This is a genomic window from Streptomyces sp. NBC_01176 (assembly GCF_045039825.1).
Classification (GTDB): domain Bacteria; phylum Actinomycetota; class Actinomycetes; order Streptomycetales; family Streptomycetaceae; genus Streptomyces.
The window spans coordinates 3,370,711-3,385,248 of sequence record NZ_CP108600.1 but is presented as its reverse complement, the minus strand read 5'-3'; the positions used below and the strand labels follow the sequence as shown (position 1 = coordinate 3,385,248).

Sequence of the window (14,538 nt, the reverse complement as noted above, 5' to 3'; positions counted from 1 at the left end):
CCCGCCGGGAAACGGTCCCGGGGCGGAAGTCCGCCGGGAGGACGCGCCGCCGGGGCGGTAATGCTGCGGGGACGGAGACGCGTCCGAGGTGGAAGCCCCCCGGTAGAGGCGCACCGTCGGGGAGGGAGCAGCGCCGGTAGGGACGCACCGTCGGGGAGGGAGCAGCGCCGGTAGGGAAGCACCGTCGGGGAGGAACCCGCGCCGGACGGAAGCGCCACGGGAGGGAAGCGCCACGGGAGGGAAGCGCCACGGGGAGGAAAGCGCCCCCGCAAGGGAAGTCCGCCGCGGGGGAAGTCCGCCGGGAGGAAGCCTCGCCAGGACGGAAGCCCCTGCCTGGGAGAGGCGCACCGCCAGTGCGGCAATGCTGCGGAGCCGGAATCGATCCCGTGGCGGAAGCCCCCGGGAGGGAACCCCGGGGGGAGGGAACCGTGTCGGCAAGAAGGTGCCGCCGCGGGAACCGTGTCGGCAAGAAGGTGCCGCCGGCGAGGTAGTCCCGGCGGGGCGGAGACGCAACCGGGGTGGGAGCCCCCGGCAGGGGCGTGCGGGCGGGACGGGATCGTCGCCGGGAGGGGTGGGCACGCCTGTAGGGATGTCCCCGGCGGGGGAGGCACCCCAGGGCGGACGCGGGGGACGTGGCGTGGAGCGCGGCGGAGGGGCGGCTCCTCCCTGGGGAAGCCGCCCCTCCGTTGGCGTTCGTCGCGCGGAGCGGCTACCGCAGGCGGGCCATGAGCGCGTGCTCGACCAGCGTGATGAGCGCGCTCTTCGCGTCCGCGCGGTGCCGGGCGTCCGTCGTGATGATCGGAGCGTCCGGGCCGATCTGCAGCGCCTCGCGGACCTCGTCCGGGTTGTACGGCTGGTTGCCGTCGAACCCGTTGAGGGCGATGACGAAGGGCAGTCCGGAGTTCTCGAAGTAGTCGACCGCGGGGAAGCAGTCGGCGAGACGGCGGGTGTCGACCAGGACGATCGCGCCGATGGCGCCGCGGACCAGGTCGTCCCACATGAACCAGAAGCGGTCCTGACCAGGGGTGCCGAAGAGGTACAGGATCAGGTCCTGGTCCAGGGTGATGCGGCCGAAGTCCATGGCGACGGTGGTCGTCGTCTTGTCTCCGGTGTGCGTGAGGTCGTCGATGCCCGCGGACGCGGACGTCATGACGGCCTCGGTGCGCAGGGGGTTGATCTCCGAGACGGCGCCGACGAACGTGGTCTTGCCCACGCCGAAGCCGCCCGCCACCACGATCTTCGCGGACGTGGTGGAGCGGGAAGGCCCTCCGCTAGAGCTTGCGAAGTCCACTGAGCACCCTTTCGAGCAAAGTCACGTCTGGCTGGCCGCCGGCGTTTTCGTCGCCGCCCGGCTGATGGATGGCGACCAGGCCCGCCTCCGCCAAGTCGGCGACGAGAATCCTGGCCACGCCGAGAGGGATGGTCAGCAGGGCCGAGATCTCGGCCACCGACTTGATCTCCCGGCAGAGATTGCAGATCCGCTGATGCTCGGGCAACTGGCCCTGCATCTGGTGCGGTTGTGCGGTGGTGTGCACCAGCGCCTCGATGGCGAGCTGGTAACGGGGCCTGGTGCGGCCGCCCGTCATGGCGTACGGGCGCACCAGAGGGTTGTTCGACGAACCCGCGGGCGCCGCCTCCGGTGTGCGTCGCTGTGGCTGCACGGGCTGGATGCGCGGCGCCGGGGGCTGGTCGTACGGCGAGGGGCCGGGGCCCTGCGGCGTGTACGGCTGCTGACGGCGGTGGCTTGGTGCGGAGGGGAAGTTGTACCGGTTCGGGTTCTGCGAACCGTCACCCTGGCCCTGCCCCTGGCCGGGGCCGTACGACCAGTTGCCCGAAGACGAACCGCCTGGGGGTGTTGCCACTTTCTCCTCCTCCGACTGTGCCTGGCACCCATCAGTGTGGGACCGCGTCCCGAAACCTTACGGCCCCGGGACGCCAAAACGCACGGTCTGACTGTTAGTTGAGAAGGCTCCCTTGGAGCTCCGCTCGAAGATCCGGTGTCAGGACCGTACCCGCACGGTCCACCAGAAGGGCCATCTCGTACCCGATGAGACCGATGTCCGCTTCGGGATGTGCAAGGACCGCGAGCGATGAACCATCGGAAACGGACATGATGAAGAGGAATCCTCGCTCCATCTCCACAACTGTCTGGTTCACACTGCCGCCCTCGAAGATGCGGGACGCACCCGCGGTCAGCGAGGTCAGACCGGACGCGACAGCCGCGAGCTGGTCGGCGCGGTCACGGGGAAAGCCTTCGGACATCGCCAGAAGGAGTCCGTCGGCGGAGACCACCACGGTGTGGGACACCCCGGGGGTGTTGTCCACGAAGTTGGTGATCAACCAGTTCAGGTTCTGCGCCGCCTGGCTCATCGGGCTCACACTAACGCTCCTGGTTGTAGGTGCTGTCAGAACCGAAGCCCTGACCGTTCGTGTCACTACTGGCATTGCGTCCCTGCTGCACGCCGCGGCGCAGGTTGCTGAGCCTGCCCCGGATGTCCTCGGGAGCGCGGGAGACCTGAGGGCCACCCTGCGGGGTCGATTCCGCGGTTCCCTCGACCAGGTTGGCCTTGGGGACCCGACGCGGCAGCCCGGACGAGGTGACCCCGCCCGCCTTGGGCTTCTTGAGCTGCTCGGCACGCTGCCAGCGGTCGTCGTTGTTCGAACGCCAGTCGTCGTTGCCGTTGCCGTCGCTGTTGCCCGCGGGCGGTGTCTGGACCTCCTGGGCACCCGGGACGGCAGGGCGCCGGCCGTTCGCCCCGTTCGCGGCCGATCCGCGGCGCGGCAGCCCGGCGTCGGTCATCTGGTGCGCGGACGAGGGGGCAGGTCCCGGTCGGCCGAAGCCTACGCGGTCCTGCTCACCCGCGTCAGCGACCTGCGCGGATTCCGTCTCCGGAGCGTACCCGGACCGGTAGTCGTTCTGGTACGCGTCCCGCTGCGGCCAGTCGTCCTGGTAGGACGGCTCCTCGAACGCGGAGAAGGTCTCCGGGGCGGCGCCGCGGGCCTCCACGGGCTCCGCCTGGGAGGGCTCCGGGTACCCGGGTTCCGGGTAGCCACCGTTCGTCGGGAAGTACGTCTCGTCGTACGTCGGCTGCTGCGGTGCCTCGTACGCCGACTGCTGGTCGTACGCCGCGGGCTGCTCCTCGTACGCGCTCTGCCCGTTGCCGTACGCCGGCTGTCCGCCCTCGAAGGACGGCTGAGCGCCTTCGTAGCCGGGCTGGGGCGCGTTGAAGTCGTCCGGGTACTGCCCGGCCTCCAGCGCGTCCGGCTGACCCGTCGTCTGGGCCTCCAGGGCCGCGCGGCGCTCCTCGCGGACCAGAGAGCGGCCGACCGGGTCCAACTCGCGGATGTCGTCCGGGACTTCGGTGTAGCGGCTGTCGTCGAAGCCGAGTTCCGCGGCGGTGCGCGTCGACTCGGCCTGGAAGGACTCCGCGCGGAAGGACTGCTGTTCCGGGATGATCTGCGACACGGTGAACTCGTCGCGCTGCACCTGCTGTTCGCCTCCACCACCATGGGTGATCGCGTCGGGGAGCATGACCAGCGAGGTCGTTCCGGCCTGCTCGCCCGAGGGACGCAGCTGGACGCGGATGCCGTGCCGGTCGGACAGCCGGCCGACCACGAACAGGCCCATGCGCTGGGAGATCGCGGCGTCCACGGTCGGCGGGTTGGCCAGCTTGTGGTTGATGTCCGCGAAGTCCTCGGCGGTGAGGCCGATGCCCTTGTCGTGGATCTCGACCATGACGCGGCCGTCCGGGAGACGGGTCGCGGTGACGCGGACCTTGGTCTGCGGGGAGGAGAACGTGGTGGCGTTCTCCAGCAGCTCGGCGAGCAGGTGCACGAGGTCGGTCACGGCGCGGCCGTGGATCTCGGCCTCCGGGACGCCGGAGAGCTCGACGCGCTCGTACTGCTCCACCTCGGAGGAGGCGGCGCGCAGGACGTCCACGAGGGGCACCGGCTGGTCCCAGCGGCGGCCGGGCTCCTCGCCGGCGAGGACGAGGAGGTTCTCGCCGTTGCGGCGCATACGGGTCGCGAGGTGGTCCAGGCGGAAGAGGTTCTCCAGCTGGTCCGGGTCGGCCTCGTTGTTCTCCAGGTCGGTGATCAGGGTCAGCTGGCCCTCGATCAGCGACTGGTTGCGGCGCGACAGGTTGGTGAAGATCGCGTTGATGTTGCCTCGCAGGAGGGCCTGCTCGGCGGCCAGTCGGACGGCCTCGCGGTGGACCTGGTCGAAGGCGCGGGCGACCTCGCCGATCTCGTCCGTGGTGGTGATCGGGATGGGCTGGACGCGGGTGTCGACGCGGCCGGGATCGGTGCGCGAGAGCTGGTCGACCAGCATCGGCAGACGCTGTTCGGCGACACCGAATGCCGCGTTGCGCAGCTGGCGCATCGCGCGGCTCATCTGGCGGGCCACCATGCCGGCCAGGATGAACGCGAAGAGCAGGGCGAGCACGACGGCGCCACCGGTGATGAACGCGTCGGTCTTGGCGCTGTCGGCGATGTCGGCGGCCTCGGCCACCGCCTTGTCGGCGAGGTCCGACTCGATCTGCCGGTAGCCGTTGTACTTGGCGGTGTTGACCGCCCACCAGTTCTGCGGGGTGACGCCCTCCGCGGCCAGCGCGGCGCGGTCGGAGTCGAGCGGCGACTTCAGGCCGACGACCCGCGCGAGCATGTCGCCCGGCGGGGGGACGTACTTCTCGCCCTTGGCCGCGGCGGCGGTCGCGGCCTGGGTGGCCTGGCTCTTCAGCTCGACCGGGATCTGCTTCTGCAGCGCGTCCAGCTTGGCCGCGTCGGCCTCGGTGCCACCGCCGAGGTACTCCTCGACGGCGATGCCCTCCAGGTAGGCGAACGAGGAGAGAGCGGTGCGCTGGGTGGTGAGAGTGCCCAGGCCCGGGCCCGGCTTGACCAGGAGGTGCATGCCGATGGACCGCTCGAGGGACAGGGCGGCCTTGGAGAGCGAGATCGCGTAGACCGTACGGCCGTAACTGGTGATGTTTCCGGTGCCCAGACCGAGCTCGTTGGCGAACTCCATCAGCGGGTGCTGGATATTGAGGTAACCCTGCTCGGTCTGTACGCCCGGGTTCGATCCGCCCTCGGCCTTGGCCGTGTAGGCGACCTTGCGCAGGGTGGCCAGTCCCGGCTCCACCTTGCGGAAGTTGGCGAGCCGACGCTCCAGTCCCGGCGTCTTCGGCATGTTCTGGGCGGCCTGGTTGAAGACGGTCGCGGCCTGGTCCGTCTCCTTGTAGGCCTTGACGACCACGGGGTCGCTGGCGCCCTTGCCGTCCTTGTTCTCCAGCAGCGGCTGGGCCGTGACGTCACGCTCGACGAAGAGCTTGTCGCCGTAGGCCAGCGCGGCCTGCACCAGACGGGCCGTCTTCTCCGCGTCCTGGGCCTGCTGCCAGGTGTCGATCGAGCCCTTCACCTGGAAGCCGCCCATGATGAGGCCGACGACCACGGGTATGAGCAGGATCGCGTTCAGCCTGGTGGGTACACGCCAGTTGCGGGGGGACAGACGACCGCCGCTCGGCGCGGGCGCCGGCACGGACTCCGGAACAGGCACCTGTGCGGGCGCCGCTCCGCGCGGCGGCGGGGTGAAGTTGCCCCGTGCCGACGGCTCGGGACCGTTCTTGCTTCGCCTCACTCGACCAACAACCTCTCGGCGTCGGCACCTACGTTGTGCCGCGGTGTCTCCAGCGCCCTTGACTACTGGGCAGTTCAGCGCATTCCAGCACGTCAGGCGGCGCCCTTCCAAACACTCGGAACCGACGGTTCCGAGTGATGCATCCCCCAGATAAAACGGTCATAAAGAACGAGCCCCGTCAAAAGACGGGGCTTTTGTGAGCGCAGCGGCACCGGGTGACCGCGATGCGTGGTGGTGCCCATCGAATTCCATGTCGAAACGTTATGAACACTGTGGCCGGCCGTGTCAAACGACACAGCCGGCTCCAATGCGTCTACGACAACTTCCTTATGAACCTGTCGACTTGAGTGCTAACGCAGGCGTGCCATGAGCGCGTGCTCGACCAGCGTGATGAGCGCGCTCTTCGCGTCCGCGCGGTGCCGGGCGTCCGTCGTGATGATCGGAGCGTCCGGGCCGATCTGCAGTGCCTCGCGCACTTCTTCGGGGTTGTAGGGCTGGTGTCCGTCGAAGCCGTTGAGGGCGATGACGAAGGGCAGTCCGGAGTTCTCGAAGTAGTCGACCGCGGGGAAGCAGTCGGCGAGGCGGCGGGTGTCCACCAGGACCACGGCGCCGATGGCGCCGCGGACCAGGTCGTCCCACATGAACCAGAAGCGGTCCTGGCCCGGCGTACCGAAGAGGTACAGGATCAGGTCCTGGTCCAGGGTGATGCGGCCGAAGTCCATGGCGACGGTGGTGGTCGTCTTGTCTCCGGTGTGCGTGAGGTCGTCGATGCCCGCGGACGCGGACGTCATGACGGCCTCGGTGCGCAGCGGGTTGATCTCCGAGACGGCGCCGACGAACGTGGTCTTGCCCACGCCGAAGCCGCCCGCCACCACGATCTTCGCGGAGGTGGTCGCCCGACCTCCGTCAGAGCTTGCGAAGTCCACTGAGCACCCTTTCGAGCAAAGTCACGTCTGGCGCGCCGCCGTTGTTCTCATCGCCGCCAGGCTGGTGGATGGCGACGAGTCCGGCCTCCGCGAGGTCCGCGACGAGGATCCTGGCCACACCGAGAGGCATGGACAGGAGGGCCGACACCTCGGCCACCGACTTGACCTCACGGCACAGGTGGCAGATCCGCTGGTGCTCCGGGAGCAGCCCCATCAACTGCGTGGGGTCGGCCGTGGTGCTGATCAGCGCCTCGATGGCGAGTTGGTACCGCGGCCGGGTCCGGCCGCCGGTCATCGCGTACGGACGTACCAGCGGCTGGTCGCCCTCGTCCCCGTACGGCTCAGCGTACGGATCATGAGAGGCGGTGGGCGGGGTCATGAATCCTCCGGGCGGGACAGCAGGTCGGTCAGTCGTGCCGTCTGTTGGGGCCGGTGGGGGGATTGTGGCGGCCGGACGGTGATTTCGTGCAGTCGGTAGAACCAGGAGCCGTCAGTGGAGCAGACTTCCCTGTAGTTCGGCGCGCAGGTCCGGAGTGAGTACAGCGCCCGCCCGGTCGACGAGCAGTGCCATCTCGTAGCCGACAAGGCCGATGTCGCACTCCGGGTGTGAGAGGACCGCCAGGGACGAGCCGTCCGAGACGGACATCAGGAAGAGGAAGCCGCGCTCCATCTCGACGACCGTCTGGGCCACCGTGCCGCCCTCGAAGATCCGGGAGGCCCCGGCGGTCAGTGAGGTCAGCCCGGAGGCGACGGCCGCGAGCTGGTCGGCGCGGTCGCGCGGGAATCCTTCGGACATCGCCAGAAGGAGCCCGTCGGCGGACACGACGACGGTGTGGGACACCCCGGGGGTGTTGTCCACGAAGTTGGTGATCAACCAGTTCAGATTCTGTGCGGCCTGGCTCATCGGGCTCAACTAACGCTCCTGCTGGTGAGTGGGGCTGGGGAAGCTGCCGGTCTGGCCGGTACCGGCCTGGCGACCCTGCTGAATGCCCCGACGGAGATTGGTCAGCCGGCCGCGTACGTCATCGGGCGCACGGGAGACCTGCGGACCTGTTTGGTGCTGTTGCTGCTGTGCCGTGCCCGCGACGAGATTGGCTCGCGGGACCCGGCGCGGCAGGCCGGAGGTGGTGACCCCGCCTGCCGACGGTTGACGGACGCGCTCGGCCTGACGGACGAGGTCGTCGTTCGGGGACGTCCGCCAGGAGGCGGAGGCCTGTGGGGTGGCGGCCCGCTGGGGGGCGGCGGGAGCCTGGGGCTGCTGCTGGGGAGGCTGCGAGCCGTTGGTGTGGGCGCCGTTCTGGACACCGCTCTGGGCGCCGTTCTGAACGTTGTGGTGAGCTCCCGTCTGGGAGCCGTTCGCCTGACCGTGGAACCAGTTGGTCTCCAGCGTGTCGTACAGCGGCGTACGTCCGTCACCGGGTCCGGCGGCCGGCGGCAGCGCCTCCGGCTCCTGGGCACGCGCGGGCCGCTGCTGCGGCCGCTCGTACTGACCGCTGGACGAGGGATCCTGCGGGTTGCCGTAGCCGGGGTTGGCGAACTGGCCGGTGGACGAGGGGTCCTGGCCGTTGCCGTACCCCGGCCGCTGGAACTGGCCGGTGGACGAGGGGTCCTGCGGGTTGCCGTAGCCGGGGTTGGCGAACTGGCCGGTGGACGCAGGGCCCTGGCCGTATCCCGGGTTCGCGAACTGACCCGTGGAGGACGGATTCGTGGTCGCGGTGCCGAACACGTCCGGGCGCACGAACTGGCCGGTGTTCTGGCCGTGGTTCTGCCCGTTGTTCTGCGGCGCGCCCATACCGGGGCGGGGGCCGTTGAAGTCGGGGCGGGTGAACTCGGAGGTGACGGCGGGACCTTGACGGTCGTCGATGCGCGGCATCTCCGAGGTCGAGGCCGGGCCGTGCCGGTCGTCGATCCGCGGCATGCGCGAGGTGGCGTCGGGCTCCTCGTGACCGCGCGGGGAGTCCAGCGAGGCGCGCGGCACGGGCGGCTGCGCGTTCTCGTCGCTCCAGCTCGGCCGGGACTGCTGCGGGCTGCCACCGGGCAGCTCGGCACGCGGACCACCGCGTCCCGGCAGCTGCGGCCGGCGACGGCCGCCGCCCTTGTTGCCCGAGGGCTGCTGCTGCGGGGGCGTCGCCGCGGGGGCGCTGTCACCGAAGCTGAAGCCCTGGCGGGTGCCGGATCCGTCGCCGAAGCCCTGGGGCGTGCCGGTTCCGGTGGACTGCGGACCCTGCGAGGCACCGGGCGCGCTCTGTCCGAAGACACCCGCACCGGCACCGGCCGGGGCCGGCCTGCCCTGCTGCGGGTTGCCCGGACCCTGCGGTCCGCGCGCTCCACCCGGAGCACCCGGGTGACCGCCCTGGCTGCTGCCGGGAAGTGCGGCCCGCGGGCCCTGTCCCGCGCCGACCTGTCCGCGCTGCGGCGCGCCGCCGAGCAGACCGCCGCCGGCGGCGGGCGCGCCCGCTCCGAGGGACGGACCGCCCTGGCCGCCGCCGCGGCGGGCCGCGGCCACACCGGCCGAGGCCTGCGCGGCGGCCGGGCCGCCGGAGGAGGGAGCACCCTGGCCCGGCTTGCCCGGAGCCTTCTTGCCGCCCTGGGCGACATCGACGGGGAGCATGACGAGCGCGGTGGTGCCGCCGGAGTCCGACGGACGCAGCTGGATGCGGATGCCGTGACGCTGGGACAGACGACCGACCACGAAGAGGCCCATGCGCCGGGAGACGGAGACGTCCACGGTGGGCGGCGCGGCGAGCCGCTCGTTGATCGCGGCGAGGTCCTCGGGGGACAGGCCGATACCGGTGTCGTGGATCTCGATCAGCACCCGGCCGTCGGGCAGCGCGTGACCGGTGACCTTGACCTTGGTCTGCGGGGAGGAGAACGAGGTGGCGTTCTCGAGGAGCTCGGCGAGCAGGTGCACGAGGTCGTTGACGACGCGGCCCGCGACCTGGGTCGTGGGGACGGACGCCAGCTCGATGCGCTCGTACTGCTCCACCTCGGAGGCGGCGGCGCGGAGCACGTCGACCAGCGGGACCGGGCGGGTCCAGCGGCGGCCGGGCTCTTCACCGGCGAGAACGAGGAGGTTCTCACCGTTACGGCGCATGCGGGTCGCGAGGTGGTCGAGCTTGAACAGGGAGGACAGCTGGTCCGGGTCGGCCTCGCGGGACTCCAGTTCGGAGATGAGCGAGAGCTGACGCTGGATGAGGCCCTGGGAACGGCGCGAGAGGTTGGTGAACATCGCGTTGACGTTGCCTCGCAGGAGGGCCTGCTCGGCGGCGAGGCGGACGGCCTCGCGGTGCACGTCGTCGAAGGCCGCGGCCACCTTGCCGATCTCGTCCCGGGAGTGCACACCGACCGACTCGACGGAGGTGTCGACGTCCTGCGGGTCCGACTCCGAGAGCTGCTTGACCAGCTCGGGCAGCCGGTCCTGGGCGACCCTGGTCGCGGTGTCCTGCAGCCGGCGCAGCGAGCGGATCATGGACCGGGCCACGACGAAGGCGCCGACGAGGGACACGCCGAGGACGAGGAGGATCAGCGCACCGGAGATGATCGCTTCCTGCTGGGAGGCGTTCTTCAGCTCACGGGACTTCTGCGTCATCTCGCCGAGCAGCGAGAGCTCGATCTTCGCCATCTGGTCGATCTTGGCGGTGTCGGCGTCGAACCAGTCGCTGTACGACTTCTTGTCCTGGGTGCTCAGACCACCCGCCGAGTCCAGTACGCGCTTGGAGTACTGGTCGGCCGCCTGGATGGTCGGGTTGCCCTGGTCGATCGGCTCGGTGAGCTTCTCGGCGCCGGCGCCGTAGATGCTCGCGAAGCTGGTGCGCTCGGAGGCCTCGCTGTCCTGGGCCGAGGTCGCGTACAGCCGGTCGTTCTCGGAGAGCTTGCCGAAGGTGTCGTCCTTCGTCGGCAGCGCGGCGGCGATGATCGCGCGCTGGACGGAGGCGTACTCCTTGGCCGAGGAGAAGGCCGACAGGGCGCGGGTGCGCTGGATCATCTCCGGGTTGCTGGTCGCCTCCGCCATGTCCTGCGACAGGTCGATCAGCTCGGTGATGAGGCGGTGGTAGCCGTCGACCGTCTGTGAGGCGTTCTGCGGGTCGCTGTAGGACGAGTTGCGGATGGTGCCGAGCTTGTTCAGCTCGCCCGCGATGGCGACGAGGCTGTCACGGACACCGGAGAGCTGTCCGCTCGCACTGGCGTCGTCGATCTCCTGGGTCCCGGAGAGGAACTGCGTCTTGGCACGGTCCGTCGCGTCGCGGATCAGTGTGATCCGGGAGTCCTTGGCCGAGACGCCGTGCGCCATGGGACCGGCCGACCCGTCGCGCTCCTTCTGGAGCGCCGCGGCGAGCTCGGTCGCCTGCTTGGTCATGTCGGTCAGCAGCTTCATGTTCTCGAGCTGCTGGATGTCGTCCATGGACTGGTTGATGCGCAGCGCGCCCAGCGTGGTCGCGGCGACCACGGGGAGCGCGAGCAGCGACACCAGTCGCGTGGAGATGCGCCAGTTGCGCAGAGCCACTCGGGGGCCGGGGCCCGGAGGGGCCTTCGGCTTCACGGGCGGTGTGTCGGGAGCCGTAGCGCCGGGGCGCGCGGAGCGCTCACCACCACCGCCGAGCTCTGATTGTCCCGGGTTCTGGGCGTGCTGGGGCGAGGAACCGCGGTCGGTCCCGCCGTGCGGCTCCGGCTCCGCCGAAGCGCTGCCATCCCTCTTGAAACGTCCCTGCACTAGCGTCGCAACCTCTGGACCAGGCGCCCCTCCGCGCAAACGGCGGGACGGTGTCGGCGTCGTTCAGGGGCGCAGACGCGCCCCCTGGTGTGGTCGTGAGTGACCGGCGCTGCTCCCCCTCCCCGCCGCCACTCGGCGCTGAGTCGCGCCTCCTGCGCGCCGGTTCGATCCCGCGGCGGTCCGTGGAATTCCAGCACAGTGCAGGATCTCCAACAAGGCCCATGTACCAGGCTGTGACCACCGTGACAGCTTGTGAGGGCAAGGTCACGACACGTAGAAAGTGATCTCGTACATTCCGGTCGTATCCCTACGATCCAGCGAGGTGCGAGGGGTGTCCCAGTCGCCATGATCAGGAGCGGAATGTTGGGTTCAGTGAACCAATGTCCGTTTCGCCGGAGCGCGTTGACGGCCTGAATTGACCGGTTTGGCAACCCCTGAGTGAGCAAACTCACATGCCGATCATGAGGTCTTCACGGCTTCCACCGGGAATCGCATGTTTAGCCTGGCGCTTTACAGGGATGGCAAATCCGACAACCTGCGCCGACGCGGGGGCTCTTGAGCCCACCCGGCGCCCGCTCCGACGAGGTCGAAGAGAACAGTGAAGACGACGATGATGTTCCGCAACATAGCCAACCCGCGACGCACCACGCTGGCGCACCTCGAGGACGCCGACGCGCTGCCGGCGCAGGAGCAGCCGGAGCACTCCGTCGACCTTCCCGCCCAGACCGCCAACCCGCGCCGCACCATCCTCATGGAAGCCCCGGTGGCGGCCTCCGTCGCCGACTAGTACGCACGCCGGCCCCCGCCCGCTCACCGCGCCGACGGATATGCGCGGGGCGCGGACCCCTCTCCGCGTTAGCCTGGAGCGTCAGACTCCAGCCAGCTCAGTGAGGGGCGCAAGGATCCCGTGCGCATCGCCAGGTTCTCCATCGACGGCAACGTCGCGTTCGGCGCGGTCGAGGGCGACAAGCCGGACGAACTCGTCCTCGACATCATCAAGGGCATCCCGTTCGCGGACTTCGAGCTCTCCGGAACGAAGGTCCCCCTCAGCAAGGTCCGGCTGCTGCCGCCGGTGCTCCCGAACAAGGTCGTGGCCTTCGGCCGCAACTACGCGGAGCACGCGAAGGAGCTGGGCAACGAGGTGCCCGACGCCCCGTTCGCCTTCTTCAAGCCGTCGACCTCGGTGATCGGCCCCGGCGACGACATCCAGTACCCCTCCTTCTCGAACGAGCTGCACCACGAGGCCGAGCTCGCCGTGGTGATCGGCCGGATGTGCCGCGAGGTGCCGCGTGAGCGCGTGAAGGACGTCATCCTCGGCTACACCTGCGCCAACGACGTCACCGCGCGCGACGTCCAGAAGCGCGAGAAGCAGTGGGCGCGGGCCAAGGGCTTCGACAGCTCCTGCCCGCTCGGCCCCTGGGTGGAGACGGACCTGGACCTCGCCGCGATCTCCGAGGGCATCACCATCCAGTGCACCGTCAACGGTCAGCAGCGCCAGCTCGGCCGCACCAGTGAGATGACCCACTCCGTCGAGGACCTGATCGTCAACATCACCGAGGCCATGACGCTGCTCCCCGGCGACGTGATCCTCACCGGCACCCCCGCTGGGGTCGGCCCCCTGAACGTCGGCGACGAGGTCGCCGTCACCATCGAAGGCATCGGCACTCTCACCAACAAGGTGATCAAGCGTGGCTAACGCGAATTCCCCCAAGTCCTCGGCGCCGCTCGGACAGGGGGTGCCCCCACGCGTACGTTTCTGTCCGTCCCCGACCGGCAACCCCCATGTGGGCCTGGTCCGTACGGCCCTGTTCAACTGGGCGTTCGCCCGGCACAACGAAGGCACTCTGGTCTTCCGCATCGAGGACACCGACGCGGCCCGCGACTCCGAGGAGTCGTACGGCCAGCTGCTCGACGCGATGCGCTGGCTGGGCTTCGACTGGGACGAGGGCCCCGAGGTCGGCGGACCGCACGCGCCCTACCGCCAGTCGCAGCGGATGGACCTCTACAAGGACGTCGCCCAGAAGCTGCTGGACACCGGCCACGCGTACCGCTGCTACTGCTCCACCGAAGAGCTGGACGCCCGGCGCGACGCCGCCCGCGCCGCCGGCAAGCCCTCCGGCTACGACGGCCACTGCCGCGACCTCTCCGCCGAGCAGAAGGCCGCGTACGAGGCCGAGGGCCGCACCCCGATCGTCCGCTTCCGGATGCCCGACGAGGCGATCACCTTCACGGACCTGGTCCGTGGCGAGATCACGTACCTCCCGGAGAACGTGCCCGACTACGGGATCGTACGAGCCAACGGCGCGCCCCTGTACACGCTGGTCAACCCGGTCGACGACGCCCTGATGGAGATCACCCACGTCCTGCGCGGCGAGGACCTGCTCTCCTCCACCCCGCGGCAGATCGCCCTCTACAAGGCGCTGACCGAACTGGGCATCGCCAAGGAGACCCCGGCCTTCGGCCACCTCCCGTACGTCATGGGCGAGGGCAACAAGAAGCTCTCCAAGCGTGACCCGGAGTCCTCGCTCAACCTCTACCGGGAGCGCGGGTTCCTCCCCGAGGGGCTGCTGAACTACCTCTCCCTGCTCGGCTGGTCGCTCTCGGCGGACCGCGACATCTTCGGCATCGACGAGATGGTCGCCGCCTTCGACGTCACGGACGTGAACCCGAACCCGGCCCGCTTCGACCTCAAGAAGGCCGAGTCGATCAACGCCGACCACATCCGGCTGCTCGACGTGAAGGACTTCACGGAGCGCTGCGCCCCCTGGCTGAAGGCCCCCTTCGCCCCCTGGGCGCCGGAGGACTTCGACGAGGCGAAGTGGCAGATGATCGCCCCGTACGCGCAGTCCCGGCTGAAGGTCCTCTCCGAGATCACGGACAACGTCGACTTCCTGTTCCTGCCGGAGCCGGCCCACGACGAGGCCTCCTGGACGAAGGCGATGAAGGAGGGCTCGGACGCGCTCCTGCGTACGGCCCGCGAGAAGCTGGACGCGGCCGACTGGTCCTCCCCGGAGTCCCTCAAGGAGGCCGTCCTGGCCGCCGGCGAGGAGCACGGCCTCAAGCTCGGCAAGGCCCAGGCCCCCGTCCGCGTCGCCGTCACCGGCCGCACGGTCGGCCTGCCGCTCTTCGAGTCCCTGCAGATCCTGGGCCAGGAGAAGGCGCTGGCGCGGGTCGACGCCGCGCTGGAGCGGCTCACCGCGTAGGCAAACGGTGTACGCGCAGGGGGCGGTGTCCGGTTCGGGCGCCGCCCCCTCGTTCGTACACCGACC

At 69.9% G+C, this 14,538-nt stretch carries 11 protein-coding genes; 3 read left to right on the top strand and 8 right to left on the bottom strand.

What is annotated here, in order from left to right; genetic code table 11:
- Positions 1-709 precede the first annotated feature (709 nt).
- The 8 genes from OG199_RS14355 to OG199_RS14320 form a co-directional block, all read right to left on the bottom strand.
- Complete coding sequence (locus OG199_RS14355; RefSeq protein ID WP_030793786.1) at positions 710-1,291, bottom strand: ATP/GTP-binding protein; 582 nt, start codon at positions 1,289-1,291, stop codon at positions 710-712.
- The gene (locus OG199_RS14350; protein WP_266701590.1) at positions 1,272-1,862 is read right to left on the bottom strand and encodes a DUF742 domain-containing protein; all 591 of its coding nucleotides are present in this window, start codon (positions 1,860-1,862) and stop codon (positions 1,272-1,274) included. The genes OG199_RS14355 and OG199_RS14350 overlap by 20 nt, the downstream gene beginning before the upstream one ends.
- Before the next feature lie 94 nt (positions 1,863-1,956).
- Positions 1,957-2,370, bottom strand: coding sequence for a roadblock/LC7 domain-containing protein (locus OG199_RS14345; protein ID WP_005479603.1), 414 nt, complete (start codon positions 2,368-2,370; stop codon positions 1,957-1,959).
- Between the two features lie 10 nt (positions 2,371-2,380).
- On the bottom strand, positions 2,381-5,632 hold the full coding sequence (locus OG199_RS14340) for a nitrate- and nitrite sensing domain-containing protein (protein WP_405829767.1): 3,252 nt from the start codon (positions 5,630-5,632) through the stop codon (positions 2,381-2,383).
- Positions 5,633-5,982: 350 nt separating this feature from the next.
- Positions 5,983-6,558, bottom strand: a complete 576-nt coding sequence (locus OG199_RS14335; protein WP_028802395.1) for an ATP/GTP-binding protein — start codon at positions 6,556-6,558, stop codon at positions 5,983-5,985.
- Entirely contained in the window at positions 6,539-6,937 is a 399-nt protein-coding gene (locus OG199_RS14330) for a DUF742 domain-containing protein (RefSeq protein WP_148010631.1), read from the bottom strand. The genes OG199_RS14335 and OG199_RS14330 overlap by 20 nt, the downstream gene beginning before the upstream one ends.
- Positions 6,938-7,048: 111 nt before the next feature.
- Complete coding sequence (locus OG199_RS14325; RefSeq protein ID WP_010984127.1) at positions 7,049-7,462, bottom strand: roadblock/LC7 domain-containing protein; 414 nt, start codon at positions 7,460-7,462, stop codon at positions 7,049-7,051.
- Positions 7,463-7,471: 9 nt separating this feature from the next.
- Positions 7,472-11,269, bottom strand: a complete 3,798-nt coding sequence (locus OG199_RS14320) for a nitrate- and nitrite sensing domain-containing protein (RefSeq protein WP_405829765.1) — start codon at positions 11,267-11,269, stop codon at positions 7,472-7,474.
- A gap of 598 nt (positions 11,270-11,867) precedes the next feature.
- Between OG199_RS14320 and OG199_RS14315 the strand changes: the two genes are divergently transcribed.
- The 3 genes from OG199_RS14315 (at position 11,868) to gltX (ending at position 14,472) form a co-directional block, all read left to right on the top strand.
- Positions 11,868-12,056 carry a hypothetical protein gene (locus OG199_RS14315; protein ID WP_356807643.1) on the top strand — a complete coding sequence of 63 codons (189 nt, stop codon included), beginning with the start codon at positions 11,868-11,870 and terminating at the stop codon, positions 12,054-12,056.
- A 120-nt stretch (positions 12,057-12,176) separates the two neighbouring features.
- Positions 12,177-12,965, top strand: coding sequence for a fumarylacetoacetate hydrolase family protein (locus tag OG199_RS14310; RefSeq protein ID WP_266701605.1), 789 nt, complete (start codon positions 12,177-12,179; stop codon positions 12,963-12,965).
- Positions 12,958-14,472: a glutamate--tRNA ligase gene (gltX, locus tag OG199_RS14305; RefSeq protein ID WP_356807641.1), complete on the top strand. Its 1,515-nt coding sequence runs from the start codon at positions 12,958-12,960 to the stop codon at positions 14,470-14,472. The genes OG199_RS14310 and gltX overlap by 8 nt, the downstream gene beginning before the upstream one ends.
- Positions 14,473-14,538 lie beyond the last annotated feature (66 nt).